Genomic DNA, 21,623 nt, shown 5'->3' on the forward strand with positions numbered 1-21,623 from the left:
CCCCTGATCCCATTCGCCGGAAGCCCCGCCTGGCTGCGGGGCTGGCAAGCGCGTCGCCTTGCCATCGGCAGGCAGGCCATTCGGCCTGCCGCCTCTCACTTTCTGTGACGGCCGGCACTGCAGTGCCAGCGCCGTGTCATTCCCTTACTTTGTCAAGATCAGCTTGCCGTAGCGCGTGACGCGCAGCGTGTAGATGTCGCCGTTATGGCGGATCGGCAGCGTCGTGGCCCCACGCATGATGGTTTCGAGCGCGACAGGCTCGGCCACGGGCGAATTCGGCAAGCTGTCGCGCACCAGGGCTTCCAGGCGGGCCGGAATGGCCGCCACAGCGGATTTCACGGATTCCAGCGCGGATGCCGCTGGCGTATCGCGTCGGCCCTGCGGGGCAACTTCCACGCGCCGCAGCGACAGGCGGCGGCGGGTAACTTCACGGGGTTGCGACAGCGGCAGGGAAAGGGTGCTCATCATCTGGCTCCGTTCGGCAATGAGGGATTGGCTTGCACGCCGGGCGCATGGCGTCACCGGAGGTCCGTGCTTGCGATGGAAGAAGCATAAATGAGAACCGTTATCATTTCAATAGTGCCGATCGATGGTTACACATTTGGCGTATCGGCCCAGTCAAAGAAAAAGGGCATCCCGTGGGATGCCCTTCATTCCGCATAGCCAGGCCAGGCCGTGCCTACTGTTTCGGTTCGGTGATGAAGCCGATCTTGCCGAGTCCGCCATGCTGCGCGGCGGCCATGACTTCGGCCACGCGTTCATAGCGCACCTCGCGGTCCGCGCGCAGGTGCAGTTCGGGCTGCGGCTCCTGCTGGGCGGCCAGGGCGATTTTGTTCGCCAGCGTGGTCTCGTCGACTTCAGTCTGGTTCCAGTAGACCTTGCCCTGGGCATCGATCGAGACATTGATGCTCTGCGGCTTGGAATCGTTCGGCGTATTGCTTGCGCGCGGCAGGTCGATCTTTACCGCGTGATTGATGACCGGGATCGTGATGATGAAGATGATCAGCAGGACCAGCATGACGTCGACCAGCGGCGTCATGTTGATTTCGCTCATCACCTCGTCATCGTCGCCGTCGAGGGTGCCAAATGCCATGATGACTTCCTTGATGCGAGGATGTTACTGCCGTGCCGCGGCGAGCCGCACGGCGTTGTCTTCGGCGCGGGTGCCGGTCGGGCGAACGCGCGCGCCGGTCACGAAGTAGGCGTGCAGGTCGTGGGCAAAGCGGTTCAGCTTGGAGATGACCGCCTTGTTGCCGCGCGTCAGCGCGTTGTAGCCCAGCACCGCGGGAATGGCCACGGCCAGGCCGAAGGCCGTCATGATCAGGGCTTCACCGACCGGGCCGGCGACCTTGTCGATCGTGGGCACGCCCGAGGCGCCAATGCCGATCAGCGCATGATAGATGCCCCACACCGTGCCGAACAGGCCCACGAACGGCGCGGTGGAACCCACCGAAGCCAGTACCGCCAGGCCGGACTGCATGCGCGCAACGGCTTCGTCGATGGAGCTCTTGAGCGAGCGCGTCAGCCAGTCCGAAATGTCCATCACGTCATGCAGCTGCGGCTGGCTGGCGCGGTGGTGCTGGGCGGCGTCCTTGCCGGCGATGGCCAGCGTGCGGAACGGGTTGGCGTCGTTGGCGCCCAGCGTTTCCAGGGCGTGGTCGAAGTCGTCGGAGTGCCAGAAGCGCTTTTCCGCGCCGTGCGCCATCTTCTTCAGGCGAACCAGATCCCACGCCTTCGTAAGGATCACGATCCACGACAAGAGCGACATGATCAGCAGAATGATGGCCGTCGCACGCATGACGAAATCGCCTTGCGACCAGAGGTGGGAAAGTCCGAGGTCCTGCATGTTGGTTCCTGGTGAGTACGTTGTAGGTTGAGATCAGTTCAGTTCGAATCCAATCGGCTGCTGCGCGGTCACGGCAATGGCGCGGCCGTTATCCATGTACGGCTTGCAGCGCATGCGCTGGACGGCGTCGACGGCAGCCTGGTCCAGGCGTGACGATCCGCTGGAGGATACTACCGACGTCTTGACCACCTTGCCGGTTTCATCCGTTGTCAGGCGCACCACGGTCTTGCCGGTCTCGCCCATGCGGCGTGACTGGGCCGGATAGCTTGGCTGCGGCGGCGAGCACTGGATCTCGCCGATTCCCACGGCACGCGGCGCGGACGACACGGGCGCAGGTTCGGGCGCGGGCGCTGCGGGAGCCGGCGAGGCAGGCGGCGTCGGTGGCGCTTCGATCGCGGTAGGCGACGGCGGCAGGGCGGCGGCCGGTTGCGGAACCGGCTTGGGCTGCGGCGGCGTCGGCCGCGGCGTAGTCACCTTGACCTGCTTGGGCGGCGTTTCCGTCTTGGGCTTGGGCGGCTCCGGCGCGGGCGGCTTGGGCTGCTCGAGCGGAATGATGCGCGCAATGATTTCCGGGGCAATCACCGCCTCGGTCATCTTGCGGCCCAGGCCGCTCTGGATCAGGTAAAGCAGGCCGGCGTGGAACAGCAGGACGGCGAGCGTAATCTTGAGGAAGCGTTGATCGAACATGAGGTGAACAACAGTGTCTGCCGGCCGGCACAGAGTCACTTGCGATAGAACAGGATCAGCGAGATACCACATCCGACCAGCAAGCTAACAAGCAATTCCATGATAAACGCTCCTGCAATACGGTTGCCGGGGAGCGCCACTCTCGGGCGGCGTGTCAGTGGAGCAGTATAAACGATAATGATTCTTATTTGTTGTGATTTGTGCGCCGCAGCTGGAAATTTGTCCAAAGGGCAGTTATACCGCCAAATCCAGGCAGCGTTTCGAGGGGGCGGGCGGCACAACAATGGCGGGCATGGCGAGGCGTTCGGAATGCGCCGCAAGCCGCAAAGCGCGCTAGCATAGGGAAAATAGTGCGAGCGGGGTGGTACCCCTGTTGCGGCGTCGCAATCGGGGGCACGGGGATGAGGCCATGGACTTCACACGTTTTGCTGAAGAGGACCGCTCCAAGATACTGCGCCCCGGGCCGGGCCTGTCGGCCAGTTCGGCGCTGGACTGGATGTGCGCCCAGTTTGCCCTGCGGGTCGTGTGCGCGCTGGGGCCGCGATTCAATCTGCGCAGCAATATCAATGACGTGCTGACGGTCAGCGCGCAGGAAATGGTGTGGCCGTATGGTGTCGTGCTGCGCGTGCAGCGCTTTCTGTCGGCCCGCTGCGCCGACATGCCGGCGTGGAAAGGGGCGGGACGCCTGACGCCCGAGGAGTTCCTGGAGCGACATGGCCAATGGAACAGCGCTTTCGACGAAAGCGCGCTGTTTTACTACCTCGACGAGTACGTCAAGCACCACGCCAAGGACATGTTCGCGGTGTTCGATGCCTCGGCTTCGGCCATCGCATCGCGGCTCGATGGCGAACGCGTGCTGCTGGTGCGCAATATCGACATGCTCAGTCATGTGCTGGACCTGCCCGAGCACGAGCGCAAGCTGTTGCTCTTCGCGGCGCTTGCCAAGTACAAGCGCGACCTGCGCGCCGTGATGGTGGACTGCAAGGTGGCGCACAGCCAGGAGGCATTCCAGATACTGTCCGGGCTGACCGGGGCGAGCCCGGCGGACGTGGCCGCGTCGCTGCGGCCAGGTTCGCGGCTGGAGACGCTGAACCTGATCGAGCAGCCCTTGCCCGAGAACAGCGTGACCGACCTGGGCGACCTGATGCGCCTGTCCGACCGCCTGCTGCATGTGCTGCTCGGCAACTATGCCAACGAGGCCGAGATGATGGCGGTGTTCACGCGCCCGGCCGCGCCGCCCACGCTGACCGTTGCCGATTATCCGCATGTCGACACCGACGCGCGCTATCTTTCCGCGCTGCTTTCCAATGCCACGCGCCAGCATGCGGCGGGCGTCAACGTGCTGATCTACGGCCCGCCCGGCACTGGCAAGACCGAATTCGCACGGCTGCTGGCGGGGGAGGCCGGCTGCGAGCTGTATGAGGTCGATTGCCTGGACCGCGACGGCAACAGCCTCTCGGGCAAGGACCGCTATCGCTCGCTGCAGGTGTCGCAGGCCTTCCTGCGCGGGCGGCCGCGCACCGCGCTGCTGTTCGACGAAGTCGAGGACGTGTTCCCCGGCAGTTCGCGCGAGCTGATGAGCCTGTTCGGCCAGGAGGATGCGCGTGCTTCGGTGAACGGCAAGGCCTGGGTCAACCAGACGCTGGAGCAGAATCCGGTCCCCGTGATCTGGATCTCGAATTCGATCCGGCAGATCGATCCCGCCTATCTGCGCCGTTTCCAGTTCCACCTGGAACTGAAGATCCCGCCGCCGCTGGTGCGCGAGAACATCATTCGCAAGCACCTGGGCGGGCTGGATGTCAGCGATCCCTTCATCACCGCGCTGGCCGGGCGCAAGACGCTCACGCCGGCCCAGGTGCAGTCCGCCGCACGCTTCGTGCAACTGGCCCGGCCCGACGTAGAGGAGCCGGTCGAGGCGCTGATCCTGCGCCAGCTCGAGCACGCCGACCGCGCCATGGGGCTGCGGCCGGAGGCCGAGGTCAGGCCCGTGGTGACCCACTATCGGCTGGACAACCTGCACCTGGAAACACGCTACGACGTGGCAAAGATCATTGAAGCGCTACGCGTGCGGCAACGCGGCACGCTGTGCTTTTATGGGCCGCCTGGCACGGGCAAGACCGCGCTGGCGGAACACATTGCCGCGGCGCTGGACACACCCTTGATGATCCGGCGCGCCTCGGACCTGATGAGCAAGTACGTCGGCGAGACCGAGCAGCAGATTGCCGCCATGTTCGCCCGCGCCGAGGAAGACGGCGCGGTGCTGCTCCTCGATGAAGCCGACAGCTTCATGCAAAGCCGCCAGCAGGCCGTGCGCAACTATGAGGTGTCGGAAGTCAACGAGATGCTACAAGGCATGGAGCGCTTCAACGGTATCTTTGTCTGCACGACGAACCTGTTCGACCGCATCGACGAGGCTGCGTTGCGCAGGTTCTCGTTCAAGATCCGCTTCCTGCCGCTGAAGGCCGGCCAGCGCGCCACGATGTTCGTCGATGAAGCGCTGGATGGTGACGAGGCCCGGCTGACGGATGCCATGCGGCAAGAGCTCGATGCGATGGACTGCCTGACGCCCGGCGACTTCGCCACGGTCAAGCGCCAGTGCGTGCTGCTCGGCGATTCGCTGACGCCGGAAGAATTTCTCGCGCAGTTGCGGCACGAGCACGCGGTCAAGCCGGACGTGCGGGCGCACCGTCCGCTCGGCTTTTTGCGCTAGTCGTCAGAAAGCGGGGGCGGGTTCGATGGTCACTGTCTCCGCCTGCGCTTCGATATGCAGCAGCGCGGCCACCATCTGCCTCAGGTGGGCGGCATCCTTGGTCGAGGCGAAGCGGTCCAGCGGCATGGCATCGGGTGCGCTTGCCAGGGCATGTTCCGTCAGCTTGCGCGCCAGCTGACGCGCAATGGCGCTGCCGGTATCGACCAATGCCAACTGGTCGCCCACCATGCCGCGGATGGTGTCCGAGAGGAACGGGTAGTGGGTGCAGCCAAGTACCAGCGTGTCGGCGCCAGCCTCAAGCATCGGCGTGAGGTAATTGTTCAGCCGGCCGCGTATGTCAGGCCCGTCGATGTCGCCTTGCTCGATCAGTGGCACCAGGCCGAGCCCTGCTTCGCAGATAAACTGGCTTTCCCCATCTAGCGACTGCAGCAGTCGTGCAAACTTTGCGCTCTTGAGCGTATTGGCTGTGGCCAGCACACCTACCACCTTGCTCCGGCTGGCCGCCGCCGCCGGCTTGAGGCCAGGTTCAACACCAATAATCGGCACCGGCAGTGTCTGGCGCAGCAGTTCCACGGCGTGACCGGTCGCGGTGTTGCAGGCGATGACAAGCGCCTTGCAGCCTTGCGCCAGCAGCCATTCGCACGCCTGCAGCGTGCGTGCCTGCACGAATGACTCAGGTTTCTCGCCATAGGGCGCGTACTTGGAGTCAGCCAGGTAAAGCAGGGACTCTTGCGGCAGCAATGCGCGGATCTCGCGCAGCACCGACAGGCCGCCGAGGCCGGAATCGAAGACGCCGATGGGAGCGGGGTTCACGTTGGGCAAGCGGAAGGGCGGGGGTGGAAAAAAAGCCGGGGAGAACCCGGCTTTTTCATGCAAGCGCGCAATCTTACAGCGCCGCGACCGGAATCTTGCCGATCTTGGCCTGCCATTCGGCGGGGCCGGTCTTGTGCACCGAGGTACCCTGGCTGTCCACGGCGACCGTCACGGGCATGTCCTTGACGTCGAACTCGTAGATGGCTTCCATGCCGAGGTCTTCGAAGCCGACCACCTTGGCTTCCCGGATCGCCTTGGCTACCAGGTAAGCGGCGCCGCCCACGGCCATCAGGTAGGCCGACTTGTGCTTCTTGATCGCCTCGATGGCGACCGGTCCGCGCTCGGCCTTGCCGATCATCGAGATCAGGCCGGTCTCGGCCAACATCATCTCGGTGAACTTGTCCATGCGCGTGGCGGTGGTGGGGCCGGCCGGGCCGACGGCTTCGTCGCGCACAGGATCGACCGGGCCGACGTAGTAGATCACGCGGTTCTTGAAGTCCACCGGCAGCTTCTCGCCCTTGGCCAGCATGTCGGCGATGCGCTTGTGCGCGGCGTCGCGGCCGGTCAGCATCTTGCCGTTGAGCAGCAGGGTCTGGCCCGGCTTCCACGACGCGACTTCTTCCGGCGTCAGCGTGTTCAGGTCGACGCGCTTCGAGGTTTCGGTGTTCGGCGCCCATTCGACCTTCGGCCATTGCGACAGGTCCGGCGCTTCGAGCTTGGCCGGGCCGCTGCCGTCCAGCGTGAAGTGCGCGTGGCGGGTCGCGGCACAGTTCGGGATCATCGCGACCGGCTTGGACGCGGCGTGCGTCGGGCTGGCCATGATCTTGACGTCGAGCACGGTGGCCAGGCCGCCCAGGCCCTGCGCGCCGATGCCCAGCGCGTTGACCTTCTCGTACAGCTCGACGCGCAGTTCCTCGATCCAGTCCTTCGGACCGCGGGCGATGATGTCCTGGATGTCGATCGACTCCATCAGCGATTCCTTCGCCATCACCATCGCCTTCTCGGCGGTGCCGCCGATGCCGATGCCGAGCATGCCCGGCGGGCACCAGCCGGCGCCCATGGTCGGCACGGTCTTCAGGACCCAGTCGACGATCGAGTCGGACGGGTTCAGCATCACGAACTTGGACTTGTTCTCCGAGCCGCCGCCCTTGGCCGCGACCTGGATGTCCACGGTGTTGCCCGGCACGATCTCGTAGTGGATCACGGCCGGGGTGTTGTCCTTGGTGTTCTTGCGGGCGCCTTCGGGCGGGCTGACGATCGAGGCGCGCAGCACGTTGTCCGGATGGGTGTAGCCGCGGCGCACGCCCTCGTTGATCATGTCCGTCAGGCTCATGGTGGCGCCATCCCAGCGCACGTCCATGCCGACCTTGACGAACACCGTGACGATGCCGGTGTCCTGGCAGATCGGGCGCTTGCCTTCGGCGCACATGCGGCTGTTGGTCAGGATCTGCGCGATCGCATCCTTGGCGGCCGGACTCTGCTCCAGCTCGTAGGCGCGGCCCAGGCTGGTGATGTAGTCCATCGGATGGTAGTAGCTGATGTACTGCAGGGAGTCGGCGACGCTCTGGATGAGGTCTTCTTGCTTGATGACGGTCATTTTATGGGGGGTGGCAGCGGTGAAACACAGCCCGAAATCATACACCTAGCCGGGGCGCTCTGCCCGTTTGCATACAGGCGTCTACAGTGCGCGGGGCGCCTTTTCCGCCGCTTGGAGGCGCTGCGAGGCGCAAACAAAAACCGCGGCGCAGGGCCGCGGTCCGAAGTGAAGCCAACAGGGCATGCGGCTTCAGTGCGACTGAGACTTGGCATGGGCGCCGGCGGGGTGGGAAACCATCCGGTCCACCCAGGCCATCGCCACGGCCGAGAGCAGGAAAGCCAGGTGGATGGCCACCTGCCACATGATGGTGTGGGTCGTGCGCTGTTCGGCGTCGATGAAGGTCTTGAGCAGGTGGATCGACGAGATGCCGATCAGCGCCATCGACAGCTTCACCTTGAGCACGCCGGCGTTGACGTGGTCGAGCCACTCCGGTTCATCGGGATGGTTGTCGATTCCCAGGCGCGAGACGAATGTTTCGTAGCCGCCCACGATCACCATGATCAGCAGGTTGGAGATCATCACCACGTCGATCAGGCCGAGCACCACCAGCATGATCTTGTTCTCGTCGTACTCGGTCACGTGCGACAGCAGGTGCCACACCTCGGCCATGAAGTGATAGACGTAGACGCCCTGCGCGACGATCAGGCCGAGGTACAGCGGCAACTGGAGCCAGCGGGAGGCAAAGATAAGGCGGGGGATCGGGCGCATCGAGGATTCGGCCATGGGCAATCAGCTAGGTCTTTGTTACAAGACATTCGAAATGGGTCTGGATTGTACCGCGCCCATGTGGCGTGCCGCGTGACTGTCGCGCCCTGAAACGATTCAGGCCCTATCCTGCAACACCCGGCGCGCCATCGGCCCGGGCCAGCTTGCCAGCAGGATGCCGCCGAGCACGCAGCCCAGCGCGATGGCGTGCGGCCAGCCCGGTGTCTCGCCCAGAAAGACAATGCCGTAGGCGGCTGCCGCCACTGGCAGTACCGACGTAAAGACGCCCGCGAGTTGGGCCGGTACATGACGGATGCCCTTCATCCACAGCCAGAACGAGAACACGCTCGCGGACAGTGCGTACCACAGCAGCATCAGCCAGGTCTGCGTGGGCACGGTGGTCGGGTCGAAATCCAGCAGCGGAATGAAACCGAGCGGCAGCATCAGCAGGCCGCCAATCAGGTGGGTGTAGGCGCAGATCTCGATGGCGGCCAGCGTCTGCGTCAGCCGACGCGACAGGATCACGTAGATCGATTCGCAGACCACGGCACCCAGGATCATCAGGTTGCCGAGCAGGGCCTGGCTGCCGCCGCTGCCTGCGCCATGCGAACCGCCGCGGGCTACGTTGAGCACCGCCACGCCGGCCACGGCCAGCAGCACCGACGCCACGGTCCGGCGCGACAGCCGTTCACGCAGCCACAGCCAGGACAGGATGGCCACCGTCGCCGGGATTGTGCTCGTAATCACGCCCGCGGCCATGGCGCTGGTCAGGCGCACGCCATTGAGCATCAGCAGCGTGAACAGGAAGGTGCCGAAGAACGCCTGCAGAAAAAGGTTGCGCCACTCCGCGCGCGACACCTGGCGCATGCGCGATGGCCGGTACCACGGTGACAGGCAGACGATGGCGACGACAAAGCGCAGCAGCGCGAACAGCAGCACCGGCACATGGGCGATGATGGACTTTCCCAGGCCGACGTTGCTGCCGACGAGTGCCATCGAGGCGATCAGGAAGAACGGGTAGACGGACACGGATGCTGCCTCGGGGAGTGAGCACAAAGCCCCTTGTGCGGGCCGGGTGCGGGCAGACTGCGGTGGTTCAGCAGGTGCCGGAACAGGGCGCGTTGTGGACGCTGAGGCGCCCGAATATCGGGCCCGGGGCATTATAGCTGTGCTAGCCTAATGAAGAAGGCTGCACATTCCTTGTGATGGCGATTGGCGCACAGGCTTGTTGCTTTGCAGCAAGGTACTGGGCCCGGACGCAGCGCGTGAGAGCGTCAGGTTTAAGTAAGCCGCCGGGCGTAGTTTTGCAGCCAAGCCGTTCAGTCAAAAATCAGGAGACCCGCCTTATGTCCGCTATCGAATCGGTGATGCAGGAGCATCGCGTTTTCAATCCGCCCGAGTCCTTCGTCCGGCAAGCCACGATCTCCGGCATGGATGCCTACCGCGCGCTCTGCGCCGAAGCCGAGCGCGACTACGAAGGCTTCTGGGCCAGCCGCGCGCGCGACCTGCTGCACTGGAACAAGCCGTTCACCAAGGTGCTCGACGAGAGCAATGCCCCGTTCTACAAGTGGTTCGAGGACGGCGAACTCAACGCCTCGTACAACTGCCTGGACCGGAACCTGCAGAACGGCAACGCCGAGAAAACGGCGATCGTGTTCGAAGCCGACGACGGCTCCGTGACCCGCGTGTCCTACCGCGACCTGCATGCCAGGGTCTGCCGTTTTGCCAATGGGATGAAGAAACTCGGCATCAAGAAGGGTGACCGCGTGGTGATCTACATGCCGATGTCGGTCGAAGGCGTGGTCGCGATGCAGGCCTGCGCGCGCCTGGGTGCCACGCATTCGGTCGTGTTCGGCGGCTTCTCGGCCAAGTCGCTGCAGGAGCGGCTGGTGGACGTGGGCGCCGTGGCGCTGATCACCGCTGACGAGCAGATGCGCGGCGGCAAGGCGCTGCCGCTGAAGGCAATTGCCGATGACGCGCTCGCGCTCGGTGGCTGCGAGGCGGTGAAGGACGTGATCGTCTATCGCCGCACCGGCGGCAAGGTCAACTGGGTGGAAGGCCGCGACCGCTCGATGGAAGATGTCTCCGCCGGGCAGCCCGACACTTGCGAGGCCGTGCCCGTGAGCGCCGAGCATCCGCTGTTCGTGCTCTACACCTCGGGTTCGACCGGCAAGCCCAAGGGCGTGCAGCACAGCACCGGCGGCTACCTGCTGTGGGCGCTGATGACGATGCAGTGGACCTTCGACATCAAGCCCGACGATCTCTTCTGGTGTACCGCCGACATCGGCTGGGTCACCGGCCACACCTACATCGCCTATGGCCCGCTGGCGGCGGGCGCGACGCAGATCATCTTCGAAGGCGTGCCGACCTATCCGAACGCCGGCCGCTTCTGGGACATGATCGCGCGCCACAAGGTCAGCATCTTCTACACCGCGCCCACGGCGATCCGCTCGCTGATCAAGGCCGCGGAGGCCGACGAGAAGATCCACCCGAAGCAATACGACCTGTCGAGCCTGCGCCTGCTCGGCACGGTCGGCGAGCCGATCAATCCCGAAGCGTGGATGTGGTACTACAAGAACATCGGCAACGAGCGCTGCCCGATCGTCGACACCTTCTGGCAGACCGAGACCGGCGGCCACATGATCACGCCGCTGCCGGGCGCCACGCCGCTGGTGCCGGGTTCGTGCACGCTGCCGCTGCCGGGCATCATGGCGGCCATCGTCGACGAGACCGGACAGGATGTGCCGAATGGCGCCGGCGGCATCCTGGTGGTCAAGCGCCCGTGGCCGGCGATGATCCGCACCATCTGGGGAGATCCGGAACGCTTCAAGAAGAGCTACTTCCCTGAGGAACTTGGCGGCACGCTGTACCTGGCCGGGGACGGCTCGATCCGCGACAAGGACAATGGCTACTTCACCATCATGGGCCGCATCGATGATGTGCTGAACGTGTCGGGCCACCGCATGGGCACGATGGAAATCGAGTCGGCGCTGGTGGCCAACCCGATCGTCGCCGAAGCCGCAGTGGTGGGCCGCCCGGACGACACCACGGGTGAGGCCATCTGCGCGTTCGTAGTGCTCAAGCGTTCGCGTCCGAGCGATGCCGAGGCGCAGCAGATTGCCACGGAGCTGCGCAACTGGGTGGCCAAGGAAATTGGCCCGATCGCCAAGCCGAAGGACATCCGCTTTGGCGATAACTTGCCGAAGACGCGTTCGGGCAAGATCATGCGGCGCCTGCTGCGTTCGCTGGCCAAGGGGGAGGAGATCACGCAGGATACCTCCACGCTGGAGAACCCCGCGATTCTTGATCAACTGAAGCAGGCGCAGTAACCGGATCAACCGGTAACCGCCAGCCGGACAGGACCCGCCGCCGTGCTCAGCGCGCCGGCGGGTTCTTCACTGTAAATCCCCCTTAACCGTCCGACCGCCGCCTATGCCCGACGCCCAGTCGCGTTTCCGCCGCCGGCTGATGCTGTACTACGGCCTGTTCACGCTGGGTTTGTTCGGCTTCGTCGGCATGATGGGGCTGCTCGAAAAATCCAATGCCGATGCGCTCTGGCTCGGCTACGTCTTTCTCTTTATCACGATCGCGATCTACGCCTGCATCGGCCTGATCTGCCGCACATCCGACCTCAACGAATACTACGTAGCCGCGCGGCGGGTGCCCGCCATGTTCAACGGCATGGCGATCGCGGCCGACTGGATGAGCGCGGCATCGTTCATCGGCCTGGCTGGTATCCTGTTCGCGTCCGGCTATGAAGGGTTGGCCTACGTGATGGGGTGGACGGGCGGCTATTGCCTGGTCGCATTCCTGCTCGCACCGTACTTGCGCAAGTACGGTGGCTACACGATTCCCGATTTCCTGGCAGCGCGGTACGGCAATGGCAAGCCGGGCGGCAACCTGCCCGTGCGCGCCATTGCCGTGCTGGCGGCATCGCTGTGCTCGTTCGTCTATCTTGTCGCGCAGATCCAGGGCGTCGGCCTGGTAGTCACGCGCTTTATCGGCGTCGATTTCGCGGTCGGCATTTTCTTCGGGCTGGCCGGCATCCTGGTCTGCTCGTTCCTGGGCGGCATGCGCGCCGTGACGTGGACCCAGGTGGCCCAGTACATCATGATGATCGTGGCCTTCCTGGTCACGGTCTCCATGATCGCGTGGAAGCATCATCAGGAAATGGTGCCGCAGCTCAGCTATGGTCCGATGCTGACCAGGCTTGACCAGCGCGAACGACAGATCGAACGGGAGCCGGCCGAGCAGGCGGTGCGAGAATACTACCGGCAGCAGGCCATTCAGATGCAGGACCGTATTGCGCGCCTGCCGGAATCGTTCGGCGAGGAGCGCGCGGCGCTCGATGCGCGGCTCCTGGACCTGCGCGCGCGCAATGCGCCACTGCGGGAGATCAAGGCACTGGAACGCGAACGCATCGATTTCCCTGCCGATGCGGCCGCCGCGAAGCAGCAATGGAACCAGATGCGTGAAGACGCGCTGTCGCGCAGCAAGCCTTCCACGCCGTCGACGGAGCCCTATCCCTCGGCGTCCGAGCAGGAGCGCGGGAACAAGCGGCTGAATTTCGTGCTGCTGGTGTTCTGCCTGATGGTGGGGACGGCGAGCCTGCCCCATATCCTCACGCGGCTGTACACCACGCCGTCGGTGAAGGAGACGCGCAACTCGGTGGCGTGGGCCATATTCTGCATCGCCTTGCTATACGTATCGGCCCCCGCGCTGGCGGCGCTGGTCAAATACGAGTTCTTCCAGCATGTGGTCGGCACGCCTTATGCCGAACTGCCGCAGTGGGTCGTGCAGTGGCGCAAGGTCGATCCCCCCGTGTTCGCGCTGCGCGACGTTAACGGCGACGGTATCGTGCAGTGGGCGGAAATCCTGCTACAGCCAGACATGATCGTGCTGGCGGCGCCCGAGATTGCAGGACTGCCGTATGTGATATCGGGGCTGATCGCCGCCGGGGCGCTGGCTGCAGCGCTCTCCACCGCGGACGGCTTGTTGCTGACGATCGCCAATGCGCTGTCGCATGACGTCTTCTATCACATGGTGGACCGCCAGGCGAGCCACCAGCGGCGCGTCACCACAGCCAAGATCGTTCTGCTCGGCGTGGCGCTGTTCGCTTCGTACGTCACATCGCTGCGTCCCGGCAACATCCTGTTCCTGGTCGGCGCCGCCTTCTCGCTGGCCGCGTCGAGCTTCTTCCCGGTGCTGGTGCTGGGCATCTTCTGGCGCCGCACCACCGCCGCCGGCGCGGTGGCAGGCATGGCCGCGGGCCTTGGCATCTCGGTCTACTACATCTTCGTCAACTATCCGTTCTTCACCCGTATGACGGGAATTTTCGGCGATCGATGGTTCGGCGTGGACCCGATCGCGTCCGGTGCGTTTGGCGTCCCGGCGGGCTTTGCGGCGGCCATCCTTGTCAGCCTGGTGACGCCCAGGAACGCGCCTGTGATCGATCGCCTGGTGACTTACCTGCGAAAGGGGTAGGCGCCAGATCAGGAATCGCTGGACTCGTCGGCGACCTCTGCTATAATCGCGGACTTCCCGGAGAGATGGATGAGTGGTTTAAGTCGCACGCCTGGAAAGCGTGTATAGGTTAATAGCCTATCGGGGGTTCGAATCCCCCTCTCTCCGCCAGATATTCTGCAAGGCTTTGCCGGTTAGCAGTCGCTAACGACAAAGTCCCGAACAAGGGCCTGGGTCATTGACCCCGGCCCTTTTTGTTTGCCTGGAGCTGGGCCATCGCAATCGGCTCCTCGTCGTCTTCCGACAGCGTCGCCGCAAATTCTGCCATGGCGGCCTCGAGGGCCGGTTGCGTGGCCTGCCGGAAGCGCCATTCGGCGTGCAGGAGTCGCATCGCGAACGGGGTCAGCATCGAGCCATTGCCGCGCGCGCCGACGATGAGTGGCTGCCCCAGCGCCTTTTCCCAACTGCGTATCAGCGTCCAGCCATGCCGTTGGGATAATCCGTTGGCGACGGCGGCCTTGCCCATGGACCGGGTGTCCCGAATGGACGCAAGCAAGCGCAGGACCTTTGCGCCGGTGCGCGGGTTGTCGTCCGTGGTCAGAACCGGAAACAGCTCGAAGTTGAATTCCATCGGGCAGGCCAGCAGATGTCTTCCAGTGCCGGCGCGGCTCCGTTGGGACGACGCCTCTGCACGTGTATTAAATGAGAATCATAACTGATTGCATTCGTGGTTTGTGATGATCGGGGTAGACCGGGGGTAAGTTCTTAAGAATCCGGGGGCGTATGCTGCCCTGGCCTCATGCGGAATTCAGCTTGCCTGGCGGCCGACCGGCCTGACGATCGGCATGCCGTCGATGTTTTCGATGCGAGGCAGTTCGCCCACGGCAATGCGCTGCCTGACGGTGTCCATCAGCTCAGCTGTGTCCCACTGGCCGTCGCCTATCAGGGATGACGCCTCGCCGGTGACGGAAAAGCGGCCGCCGCAACGGGCGCAGCGATACATCCGATCGCCCTGCAAGGGACCGCGACGGTCATACCAACGCCGTGCCAGATGGCCGCACAACAGGCACGGTACGGCTGTGATGGAGCTCACGATTCGACTCCGGGGCACGGGCGGTGATCGTTCGGAATGGCCTTGTCCTTCAGCGCGGGCCCGATCGGCGCATCCGTGCCTGTGCTTCGCAGGCGGACGGTCCCGTCCTCCCGGCAAATCTCCAGCTCGACCTGCTCTTTTCGCGCGTAGTACCACCCCGCGGCAATGGCAGCTTCGAGCGTGGCGAAATGAAGCGGTGCGGGCAGGCCATCTGCCTGCATCGACCAACCCAAAACAGCCGGCAATACGCGAACCATTCGCGAAGTCATGCCAATCTCCTCGATCCGGGTAGCGAAATACTGTATAGGAAGATGACTGCATATTCGGATGTCCTGAAAGCGACCATTTTGGCGCCACGCACCGCGTGCCGTTTGGGGTGACTTGTGTCTATCCTCAAGTGGAAACCGAATTGCGGGAGAGAGACATGCTTGACCTTGAAACCAAGCTTCTGGATCTCGACCGCAGCACCCGCTATATCCGCGAAGGCCGTGAGCGGATCCGGCACCAGATTGCGCTCGTCAAGGCACTGCGCGCCGAAGGTTATGACGCCACGCCGGCATGCGAACTTCTGGCCGCCTTGCGCTGCGCGATGGCCGCGGAGCGCCAGCACCGGGCGTTGATCGTCGTGCTCAGCGCTTGTCCCGACCCGCAAGCCGATCGCCGGCGCGCTTTCGCGCGCACTGCGACACCGCTTACAGCGAAGGGCTGAGAAAAAAGGCGCGACAAACGCTTACGCTATGTGCGCGAGGCGGACCTCATCACGCGTTGATGAGGGTCAATGCAGTGTTTGCGCGGGTCATCCACGGTAGCAGGCAGTCGGGCGCACCTGCGCGATTTATACGCCTTTCCGCCAGCCTTCGCCCTGTGGTCGAATCCCTTTCGAATGAAAGGCAAACAGGCGGTCATCGTGATGGCACTGAAGCACCTGTACCTCGTTGAACTGACGTACCCGCATCCCGCCGAAAAGTTCTGGAGGCATCTGCAATCGCACCAGGACTACTTGAACAGGATGTTCGAGCAGGACCGCTTCCTGGCCTACGGACCAACGGCCTCCGGGAAGGGCAGCGTGATTCTGGCGCGGGGAGACTTGTCGCGCGATGAGCTCCAGACGCTGCTCGCGGCGGATCCGTTTCATCAGTTCGGTGTGGCAGTGTATCGGGTGACCGAATTCTCGCCATTCGAGTGCCACCCGAGGCTGGCGTCGCTATTTTGACGGCCGGAGATGGCTGTCTTATGCGGTAATTGCATAAGCTGACTCCGCTCCATGTGGAAGAATCGGATTTCCTCTCCAAGCCATCGCGCCATGTCCGACTCCACCGTCTATCTCAACGGCGAACTGACCCCCTTGTCCGAAGCCCGCATTCCGGTCCTGGACCGCGGCTTTATCTTCGGCGATGGGATCTATGAAGTCATTCCCATCTACAACGGCAAGCCGTTCCGCGGTGCCCAGCACCTGGCGCGCCTGGCGCGCAGCCTGGCATCCATCGGCATACCGGATCCGCACAGCGAGTCCGAATGGCTGTCGCTGATCGCCCGTGTGGTCGAGGCGAACGGCTTGTCCGACCAGATGGTGTACATCCAGGTCACGCGTGGCGTGGCGCGGCGCATGCATGCGTTCCCTGCTGAAGTTACACCGACGGTGCTGATCATGACCAATCCGATGTCGCTGCCGTCGGCGTCGGCCGTGGCCAAGGGCGTGCCGTGCGTGACGATGGAGGATCGCCGCTGGCTCAATTGCCAGATCAAGTCGACCTCGTTGCTGGGCAACGTGCTGGCCGCACAGCATGCCGCGGAACACGGTGTCACCGAGGCGATCCAATTCCGCGATGGCTGGCTCACCGAGGCGTCTTCATCCAATGTCTGGGTGGTCAGCAAAGGGAGGGTGTCGGCCCCGCCCAAGGACAACCTCATCCTGGAAGGCATTCGCTATGGCCTGATGGTGGAGCTGTGCGCGGCGCTGGATATTTCGCTGGAGGCGCGACGCATCTCGCGTGACGAGGTGTTCGGTGCCGACGAGGTATTGCTGTCGTCGGCAAGCAAGGAGCTTCTGCCCGTGGTTTCCCTTGATGGCCAGGCGATTGGGTCGGGCACGCCCGGACCGGTCTTCCGCAAGCTCTACGACGCCTACCAGGCCGCGAAATCCGCGCTTTGAGCACACGGGTTTGCCCGTGCTAGCATGACTGCCCAACCGCTTCCGGGAGACAGCGATGGCCAAGCGCGAGCGCGGCCGGCGCGCCTTGCAGGACGAGGTGAGCCGGCGAGTCCAGCAGATCGATGAAATCCGAGAGGACGGTGCGAAGATCCGCGTACCGATGCCCGAGCCTCACCCGCGCGATGCGCGCGGACGGAACTGGGATATGAAGGGGTTCGGCAGGGGCACCGGCTATGAGGCCGGCATCCGCGCCGCGGTCGACAAGGTGCGCGACGAGTTCGACTTGTCGGACGCCGTGGAGAATCGAGCGCCCAACCCGTTCGGCGACTGAGGACAGGCCGGCGTCATCGCTGGTCCTGGCAGGCCTCCAGGCGTGGCTCGGCACTCTGCCAGTTGCCGCCAGATTGGCGCTTGGCACCGTACATGGCCGCGTCGGCCGCATGCAGCAGCCCCTGGCTGGCCTGCGCATGCACCGGGAACACGGCCATGCCAATGCTGAGCGAAGCCGTGATGCGGCTGCCATCGGGCAACAGGACGGGCTCGGGAACCCGTTGCAGGATCTGCTCCGCAATCTGGATCGCGTCTGCCGGGGCGCGCAAGGAAGTGGTCAGCACCGCGAACTCGTCGCCGCCCAGCCGGGCGACGACATCGCCTTCGCGCACGCTGGCGCGGATGCGTTGCGCCAGGGCCACCAGTACGGCGTCGCCGGCAGCGTGGCCAAAGCGGTCGTTGATACCCTTGAAGTCATCGCTGTCGAGGTAGAGCACGGCCGCATGGCCGGCGCTCGCCGCTGCCGCGCGCACGGCGAGTTCCAGCAGTTCTTCGAACGCGGAACGGTTGAGCAGGCCCGTCAGCGAGTCATGGCTGGCACGATGGGCGAGCGACCGGTTCTCGTGCTGCATCTGGTTTTGCCACGTTTGCAGTTCGTCGAGCAGGCCGTTGAAGTCATCGCCCAGCGCATTGAGTTCCTCGATGCGGGCAGGCGGCGTGCGCTGGGCAAAATCGCGCTCCGAACGTACGGCGTGGGCCACGCGCATCAGGTTGCGCAGTGGCTCGATGATTTGCACCAGCATGCGGCTCGACAGGTAGTGCGCGCTTACCGCCGTCAGCAGCAGGCAGGCGAGGAGGCCGAGCGCGCCCTGCAGCAGGAAGTGCAGCAGGTTGGACGGATCGCCGGTCATGCGCAGCGTGCCGACCGGCTTGGCGTCATGCAGGATTCGCTGCTCGATCACGCCGGTGCCGAGCAATTCCCCGATCGCGTGGCGCAAGCCGTCACGGCGTTCGTGGCCCGCACGCTGCCAGTCCGCCAGGACGCGGTGGTCCGGATCGAGCACGGTGGCGCGGGATACGTCTTCGGATGCTGCGATCAGGGCCAGGGTCTCGCCGGTGGCAGCCTTGTCGTGGAAAACCACGGGTGCTTCGAGCGTATAGGCAATCGAACGCGCCACCAGCCGCAGGTTGTGGTCGGCATAGACCCGCAGTGCGGTCAGGCCCAGTGCCGTCAGCGAGAGCCCGGCTGTGCAGACCGCCAGCAGCGCCACCCCAAGATGGATGCGGCGCAGCGCGCCGTAGAGGGTAGGGCGTTGCCGGCCATCGGCAGGGCGCGATCCGGGCGTCATGACGATGCGCCCCTGCGCCGGCCCAGTTGCAGCACGGCGGGATGGACATGGACACCGCTGCGGCCGAGCGCATCGAGATTCACGCGGAACGACACCTGGCTCTCGCGGATACTCAGGCAGAACATGCTGCCGGTCTCGCACTCGAAGTCCTCTTCACTGATCACCAGCACCGGGCGGTCCGTCAGTTCCGCGGCGAGGCGCTGGCGCCGGACGTCAGTCATGGCGCCAAGATAGAGCGCGTCGCACTGGCTCGCGAGCGGGTCCGCCATGACGTCGACCTCGCGCGGGCGCACCTGCCTGCCGTTGCTCAGGGTAGCGCCTTCAAGCAAGCGCGCCGGATACCGGCTGGCGTTGTCCACGCACAGGCGGATCGACTCTCGCTCCGCCGGCCAGCGCGCATAGCCGAGCAGGCTGAAGACCACGCGCGCCACCATGTCGACGCGTTGCGGAGCCGGCTGCGCGGTGACGCCCGGGGGCAGCACGGCGGGGGCGATGGCAAGCACGGCGACCATAAGCGGCCGCAGGCAATAACGAAGGAAGATTGGGTTCCGCCTGGAGCGGATGGCTGGGGCGCGAGCCATGTGATGGGCGAGTGTGCGTATGGCCTGATCGGGTTGTTGGGACGGCTCCCGTCTTCTGGTCTTGATCGGTCCGGGATGGAGGAGGGGGCGGTTCCCGGATTGCCAGAGGCAGTTATCGGCACGATCGCGCCAATCCTGAATCGCTATCAAGTCTCGCGGCATCCTGTGCGCACAAATGCGCGTGGCGCATAGAATGCAGGCTTCGGCGCGTAGCGCCCGTTCCCGCACAGCCATGATGACCTTCCTGCCGATTCTCCTGTTCCTGCATGTGATGGCCGCCGTCGTCTGGGTGGGCGGCATGTTCTTCGCCTACCTGTGCCTGCGCCCGGTTGCCGGCCAGGTGCTGGAACCGCCGTCGCGCTTGCGTCTCTGGCACGGCGTTTTTGACCGCTTCTTCCGCTGGGTATGGCTGGCATTGGTGCTGATACTGCTCAGCGGCGGTGCCATGATGGCCAACGTCGGCATGGCCTCGGCACCGCCGAACTGGCATCTGATGGCTGGCATTGGCGTGGTCATGGCGGCGATCTTCGTCTTCGTCTTCTTCGGCCCCTATCCGGTCTTGCGGCGTGCCGTGGAAGCTGGCGAATGGCCCGTTGCCGGCGCCGCGCTCAACCGGATCCGGCAGGCGGTCGGCATCAACCTGGTGCTGGGCCTGATCAATGTCGCGGTAGCCACGCTGGGGCGATTTGCCGGCTGATGGCTTGGGGCGCCACGGGCTGGGGGAACTGTCGGCCTGCTGTGCTAGTCTTCCCAGACACGCATTGCGAGGAGGTGGATCATGACGAGCGAGTCCCGTTCCGGCCTGAAGGCTTTCGTGCAGACCGCGCCCCAGGCGGGCCGCTATGTCTGGATCATTTCACTGGTCGATTTCAATGCCCAGCAGATCCGGCGCACCATTGTTTCCGACGATACGTTCACCACTTCGGACGCGGCGCGCGTCGCGGGCGATGCCGAACTGAAGGCCATGGCGGCGGACCACTAGTCCACCACGCCGTCGTGCCGCGCCACGACGGCCGGCCGGTGCCCGGATACCCTTTCTTACAACGGGTGGACGCCCGCGGGCGTTAGACTTGAGTCACATCCACAAAAAGAAAGGGTTTCCATGACGAATCGTTTTCGCGTCCTGCCGCCCGCGGTCCTGCTTTCGGCCTTCATTTGCGGCGGACTGGCCGCTGGTTCCTCCGCGCAGGCCCAGGTCTCGGTCAACATTGCCATTGGCGTGCCGCCACCGGCACCGCTCTATGAGGTCGTGCCCGCACCGCGTCCCGGCTATGTCTGGGCGCCGGGCTACTGGGACTGGGACGACCACCACCACAAGCATGCATGGAAGCAGGGGCGCTGGGAACGTGAACGCGCTGGCTATGTCTACGAGTCTCCGCGCTGGATCCAGTCGCGCGACGGCTGGGTGCTGGTGCCCGGCCGCTGGGATGATTACCGCGGCAAGGGCAAGAAGGATAAGGGGTATCACTGCCCGCCGGGCCACGCCAAGAAGGGCGAGTGCTGACCTGATGGCGGATGCGAGGCCTGGGCCACTGCCTTAACGAGGAGAGCCGTGGGGATGCCATGCTACGATCCCCGCAACGGTAGTTCGACGCGACTGGGGCCGTCAGCCCGCCTGCAGCCGACACGGAGAAACGGACCATGGCAAAGCATGTTTTCACGCGTGCCCAGTATCTCGACATCCTCAATGACAGCTTGCGCAACCATCCGGGCTGGCGGCCCGGGATGGCCTTTGTATTCCTGCCGCCAGGCGCCGATGCCAGCCAGGCAACGGCCGTCGGATGCACGGGCCCGCTCGAGGCCATCCCGGTGTATGCGGAAATCCAGCGGGTGGCGGCGGATCTCATCGAGGTGAGGGAAGGTCGCTAGCGCGGCGCGGCCCGCAGTCCTGACCGCGCTGCGCGCGGGCCTTACTCTTCGTCGTCCTCGTCTTCCTCGTCGCCGAGGAATTCGCGGCGCAACATCCAGTTGGCGATTGCCTCGTCGCAGATCTTCTTGAACTTCTGGCGGTCCGGCATCTTGTCGAACATCGAGAAGTTGACCAGCGCCATGCCCGCATCGGTGATGTAGAACATGCGCCGCGGATCGTCGGGGTGGACGATGCGTCCGTCGATGCCGCCTTCGTCACTGTCGGCCGGCATGTCTTCGAGTTCGACGACGCGGCACGTGAAGCGCGGGGTGCGCGTATGGGTCAGGTACTCGAACTCGTCATGCAGGACCTCTCCGCCGCGTCCGGCGGCGATCGCGAAGCCCCAGATGAAGCGTGGCATGGGCAGGTCGGACAGTTCTTCAAGTTCGTCCATGGTGTTCTCCGTATTGCAATGGCCCGCATTATCGCCCGGATTGCCGCTGCCTCA

25 protein-coding genes and 1 tRNA gene are annotated in these 21,623 nt (G+C 64.6%); 12 read left to right on the top strand and 14 right to left on the bottom strand.

Annotated elements, in window-relative coordinates; translation table 11 throughout:
• Nucleotides 1–144: 144 nt before the first annotated feature.
• From AC3FKG_RS20285 to AC3FKG_RS20300, 4 genes are all read right to left on the bottom strand, one after another.
• Nucleotides 145–465: a hemin uptake protein HemP gene (locus AC3FKG_RS20285; RefSeq protein ID WP_483708623.1), complete on the bottom strand. Its 321-nt coding sequence runs from the start codon at nt 463–465 to the stop codon at nt 145–147.
• Between the two features lie 214 nt (nt 466–679).
• Nucleotides 680–1,093, bottom strand: coding sequence for an ExbD/TolR family protein (locus AC3FKG_RS20290; RefSeq protein ID WP_483708622.1), 414 nt, complete (start codon nt 1,091–1,093; stop codon nt 680–682).
• Nucleotides 1,094–1,117: 24 nt separating this feature from the next.
• Nucleotides 1,118–1,846 (bottom strand): MotA/TolQ/ExbB proton channel family protein, encoded by a 729-nt coding sequence (locus AC3FKG_RS20295; protein WP_483708621.1) that lies wholly within the window; start codon nt 1,844–1,846, stop codon nt 1,118–1,120.
• Nucleotides 1,847–1,879: 33 nt separating this feature from the next.
• Nucleotides 1,880–2,533: an energy transducer TonB gene (locus AC3FKG_RS20300; RefSeq protein WP_483708620.1), complete on the bottom strand. Its 654-nt coding sequence runs from the start codon at nt 2,531–2,533 to the stop codon at nt 1,880–1,882.
• A 409-nt stretch (nt 2,534–2,942) separates the two neighbouring features.
• Here AC3FKG_RS20300 and AC3FKG_RS20305 point away from each other — a divergent pair, with 409 nt between their 5' ends.
• Nucleotides 2,943–5,243 (top strand): AAA family ATPase, encoded by a 2,301-nt coding sequence (locus AC3FKG_RS20305; protein WP_488678012.1) that lies wholly within the window; start codon nt 2,943–2,945, stop codon nt 5,241–5,243.
• A gap of 3 nt (nt 5,244–5,246) precedes the next feature.
• Here AC3FKG_RS20305 and murI read toward each other — a convergent pair whose 3' ends face one another.
• The 4 genes from murI to AC3FKG_RS20325 all read right to left on the bottom strand — a co-directional run bounded on the left by murI (nt 5,247) and on the right by AC3FKG_RS20325 (nt 9,387).
• Nucleotides 5,247–6,056 (bottom strand): glutamate racemase, encoded by an 810-nt coding sequence (murI, locus tag AC3FKG_RS20310; RefSeq protein ID WP_483708618.1) that lies wholly within the window; start codon nt 6,054–6,056, stop codon nt 5,247–5,249.
• 73 nt (nt 6,057–6,129) lie between these two features.
• Nucleotides 6,130–7,653: a fumarate hydratase gene (locus tag AC3FKG_RS20315; RefSeq protein ID WP_483708617.1), complete on the bottom strand. Its 1,524-nt coding sequence runs from the start codon at nt 7,651–7,653 to the stop codon at nt 6,130–6,132.
• 189 nt (nt 7,654–7,842) lie between these two features.
• Entirely contained in the window at nt 7,843–8,376 is a 534-nt protein-coding gene (locus AC3FKG_RS20320; protein WP_488743987.1) for a TIGR00645 family protein, read from the bottom strand.
• Nucleotides 8,377–8,475: 99 nt separating this feature from the next.
• The gene (locus AC3FKG_RS20325) at nt 8,476–9,387 is read right to left on the bottom strand and encodes a DMT family transporter (RefSeq protein ID WP_488743988.1); all 912 of its coding nucleotides are present in this window, start codon (nt 9,385–9,387) and stop codon (nt 8,476–8,478) included.
• A 317-nt stretch (nt 9,388–9,704) separates the two neighbouring features.
• Between AC3FKG_RS20325 and acs the strand changes: the two genes are divergently transcribed.
• From acs to AC3FKG_RS20340, 3 genes are all read left to right on the top strand, one after another.
• A complete protein-coding gene (acs, locus tag AC3FKG_RS20330) occupies nt 9,705–11,687 on the top strand; it encodes an acetate--CoA ligase (protein WP_488743989.1) in 1,983 nt (660 codons plus the stop codon).
• A 103-nt stretch (nt 11,688–11,790) separates the two neighbouring features.
• Nucleotides 11,791–13,842, top strand: a complete 2,052-nt coding sequence (locus AC3FKG_RS20335) for a sodium:solute symporter family protein (RefSeq protein ID WP_483708614.1) — start codon at nt 11,791–11,793, stop codon at nt 13,840–13,842.
• Between the two features lie 59 nt (nt 13,843–13,901).
• Nucleotides 13,902–13,992, top strand: a tRNA-Ser gene (locus tag AC3FKG_RS20340).
• 64 nt (nt 13,993–14,056) lie between these two features.
• On the opposite strand, the gene AC3FKG_RS20345 is transcribed toward AC3FKG_RS20340, so the two are convergent.
• The 3 genes from AC3FKG_RS20345 to AC3FKG_RS20355 form a co-directional block, all read right to left on the bottom strand.
• The gene (locus AC3FKG_RS20345; protein WP_483708613.1) at nt 14,057–14,452 is read right to left on the bottom strand and encodes a winged helix-turn-helix domain-containing protein; all 396 of its coding nucleotides are present in this window, start codon (nt 14,450–14,452) and stop codon (nt 14,057–14,059) included.
• 177 nt (nt 14,453–14,629) lie between these two features.
• Nucleotides 14,630–14,914: a hypothetical protein gene (locus AC3FKG_RS20350; protein ID WP_483708612.1), complete on the bottom strand. Its 285-nt coding sequence runs from the start codon at nt 14,912–14,914 to the stop codon at nt 14,630–14,632.
• Nucleotides 14,911–15,183, bottom strand: coding sequence for a DUF2188 domain-containing protein (locus AC3FKG_RS20355; protein ID WP_483708611.1), 273 nt, complete (start codon nt 15,181–15,183; stop codon nt 14,911–14,913). Before AC3FKG_RS20355 ends, AC3FKG_RS20350 begins: the two co-directional genes overlap by 4 nt.
• A 155-nt stretch (nt 15,184–15,338) precedes the next feature.
• Here AC3FKG_RS20355 and AC3FKG_RS20360 point away from each other — a divergent pair, with 155 nt between their 5' ends.
• The 4 genes from AC3FKG_RS20360 to AC3FKG_RS20375 all read left to right on the top strand — a co-directional run bounded on the left by AC3FKG_RS20360 (nt 15,339) and on the right by AC3FKG_RS20375 (nt 17,397).
• Nucleotides 15,339–15,623 carry a hypothetical protein gene (locus AC3FKG_RS20360; protein ID WP_483708610.1) on the top strand — a complete coding sequence of 95 codons (285 nt, stop codon included), beginning with the start codon at nt 15,339–15,341 and terminating at the stop codon, nt 15,621–15,623.
• Between the two features lie 174 nt (nt 15,624–15,797).
• Entirely contained in the window at nt 15,798–16,127 is a 330-nt protein-coding gene (locus tag AC3FKG_RS20365; protein ID WP_483708609.1) for a YciI family protein, read from the top strand.
• Between the two features lie 90 nt (nt 16,128–16,217).
• A complete protein-coding gene (locus AC3FKG_RS20370; RefSeq protein WP_488743990.1) occupies nt 16,218–17,066 on the top strand; it encodes a D-amino acid aminotransferase in 849 nt (282 codons plus the stop codon).
• A gap of 55 nt (nt 17,067–17,121) precedes the next feature.
• The gene (locus AC3FKG_RS20375; protein ID WP_483708607.1) at nt 17,122–17,397 is read left to right on the top strand and encodes a hypothetical protein; all 276 of its coding nucleotides are present in this window, start codon (nt 17,122–17,124) and stop codon (nt 17,395–17,397) included.
• Nucleotides 17,398–17,410: 13 nt separating this feature from the next.
• Here the strand turns inward: AC3FKG_RS20375 and dgcN are convergent, their stop codons facing one another.
• Both dgcN and yfiR read right to left on the bottom strand, forming a co-directional pair.
• The gene (dgcN, locus tag AC3FKG_RS20380) at nt 17,411–18,685 is read right to left on the bottom strand and encodes a diguanylate cyclase DgcN/YfiN (RefSeq protein WP_483708606.1); all 1,275 of its coding nucleotides are present in this window, start codon (nt 18,683–18,685) and stop codon (nt 17,411–17,413) included.
• A complete protein-coding gene (yfiR, locus tag AC3FKG_RS20385; protein ID WP_483708605.1) occupies nt 18,682–19,197 on the bottom strand; it encodes a regulatory sequestration protein YfiR in 516 nt (171 codons plus the stop codon). Before yfiR ends, dgcN begins: the two co-directional genes overlap by 4 nt.
• 304 nt (nt 19,198–19,501) lie before the next feature.
• On the opposite strand from yfiR, the gene AC3FKG_RS20390 reads away from it, so the two are divergent.
• The 4 genes from AC3FKG_RS20390 (at nt 19,502) to AC3FKG_RS20405 (ending at nt 21,135) form a co-directional block, all read left to right on the top strand.
• Nucleotides 19,502–19,963 carry a CopD family protein gene (locus AC3FKG_RS20390; RefSeq protein ID WP_483711511.1) on the top strand — a complete coding sequence of 154 codons (462 nt, stop codon included), beginning with the start codon at nt 19,502–19,504 and terminating at the stop codon, nt 19,961–19,963.
• A gap of 81 nt (nt 19,964–20,044) precedes the next feature.
• Complete coding sequence (locus AC3FKG_RS20395) at nt 20,045–20,248, top strand: hypothetical protein (RefSeq protein WP_483708604.1); 204 nt, start codon at nt 20,045–20,047, stop codon at nt 20,246–20,248.
• Nucleotides 20,249–20,368: 120 nt separating this feature from the next.
• Nucleotides 20,369–20,770, top strand: coding sequence for a YXWGXW repeat-containing protein (locus AC3FKG_RS20400; protein WP_483708603.1), 402 nt, complete (start codon nt 20,369–20,371; stop codon nt 20,768–20,770).
• A 137-nt stretch (nt 20,771–20,907) separates the two neighbouring features.
• The gene (locus AC3FKG_RS20405; protein ID WP_483708602.1) at nt 20,908–21,135 is read left to right on the top strand and encodes a hypothetical protein; all 228 of its coding nucleotides are present in this window, start codon (nt 20,908–20,910) and stop codon (nt 21,133–21,135) included.
• Between the two features lie 41 nt (nt 21,136–21,176).
• Here the strand turns inward: AC3FKG_RS20405 and AC3FKG_RS20410 are convergent, their stop codons facing one another.
• On the bottom strand, nt 21,177–21,569 hold the full coding sequence (locus AC3FKG_RS20410) for a hypothetical protein (protein WP_483708601.1): 393 nt from the start codon (nt 21,567–21,569) through the stop codon (nt 21,177–21,179).
• Nucleotides 21,570–21,623 lie beyond the last annotated feature (54 nt).

Source organism: Cupriavidus sp. 22TCCZM04-2, from assembly GCF_057798895.1.

Coding starts and splice junctions, on each gene's coding strand:
- AC3FKG_RS20345 (WP_483708613.1), bottom strand. CDS start 14,452: ATGGAATTCAACTTCGAGCTGTTTCCGGTTCTGACCACGGACGACAAC.
- yfiR (WP_483708605.1), bottom strand. CDS start 19,197: ATGGTCGCCGTGCTTGCCATCGCCCCCGCCGTGCTGCCCCCGGGCGTC.
- AC3FKG_RS20405 (WP_483708602.1), top strand. CDS start 20,908: ATGGCAAAGCATGTTTTCACGCGTGCCCAGTATCTCGACATCCTCAAT.
- AC3FKG_RS20300 (WP_483708620.1), bottom strand. CDS start 2,533: ATGTTCGATCAACGCTTCCTCAAGATTACGCTCGCCGTCCTGCTGTTC.
- AC3FKG_RS20360 (WP_483708610.1), top strand. CDS start 15,339: ATGCTTGACCTTGAAACCAAGCTTCTGGATCTCGACCGCAGCACCCGC.
- AC3FKG_RS20400 (WP_483708603.1), top strand. CDS start 20,369: ATGACGAATCGTTTTCGCGTCCTGCCGCCCGCGGTCCTGCTTTCGGCC.
- AC3FKG_RS20285 (WP_483708623.1), bottom strand. CDS start 465: ATGAGCACCCTTTCCCTGCCGCTGTCGCAACCCCGTGAAGTTACCCGC.
- AC3FKG_RS20295 (WP_483708621.1), bottom strand. CDS start 1,846: ATGCAGGACCTCGGACTTTCCCACCTCTGGTCGCAAGGCGATTTCGTC.
- AC3FKG_RS20410 (WP_483708601.1), bottom strand. CDS start 21,569: ATGGACGAACTTGAAGAACTGTCCGACCTGCCCATGCCACGCTTCATC.
- AC3FKG_RS20290 (WP_483708622.1), bottom strand. CDS start 1,093: ATGGCATTTGGCACCCTCGACGGCGACGATGACGAGGTGATGAGCGAA.
- AC3FKG_RS20390 (WP_483711511.1), top strand. CDS start 19,502: ATGACCTTCCTGCCGATTCTCCTGTTCCTGCATGTGATGGCCGCCGTC.
- acs (WP_488743989.1), top strand. CDS start 9,705: ATGTCCGCTATCGAATCGGTGATGCAGGAGCATCGCGTTTTCAATCCG.
- AC3FKG_RS20370 (WP_488743990.1), top strand. CDS start 16,218: ATGTCCGACTCCACCGTCTATCTCAACGGCGAACTGACCCCCTTGTCC.
- AC3FKG_RS20335 (WP_483708614.1), top strand. CDS start 11,791: ATGCCCGACGCCCAGTCGCGTTTCCGCCGCCGGCTGATGCTGTACTAC.
- AC3FKG_RS20305 (WP_488678012.1), top strand. CDS start 2,943: ATGGACTTCACACGTTTTGCTGAAGAGGACCGCTCCAAGATACTGCGC.
- AC3FKG_RS20375 (WP_483708607.1), top strand. CDS start 17,122: ATGGCCAAGCGCGAGCGCGGCCGGCGCGCCTTGCAGGACGAGGTGAGC.
- AC3FKG_RS20395 (WP_483708604.1), top strand. CDS start 20,045: ATGACGAGCGAGTCCCGTTCCGGCCTGAAGGCTTTCGTGCAGACCGCG.
- AC3FKG_RS20315 (WP_483708617.1), bottom strand. CDS start 7,653: ATGACCGTCATCAAGCAAGAAGACCTCATCCAGAGCGTCGCCGACTCC.
- AC3FKG_RS20355 (WP_483708611.1), bottom strand. CDS start 15,183: ATGACTTCGCGAATGGTTCGCGTATTGCCGGCTGTTTTGGGTTGGTCG.
- AC3FKG_RS20365 (WP_483708609.1), top strand. CDS start 15,798: ATGAAAGGCAAACAGGCGGTCATCGTGATGGCACTGAAGCACCTGTAC.
- dgcN (WP_483708606.1), bottom strand. CDS start 18,685: ATGACGCCCGGATCGCGCCCTGCCGATGGCCGGCAACGCCCTACCCTC.
- AC3FKG_RS20320 (WP_488743987.1), bottom strand. CDS start 8,376: ATGGCCGAATCCTCGATGCGCCCGATCCCCCGCCTTATCTTTGCCTCC.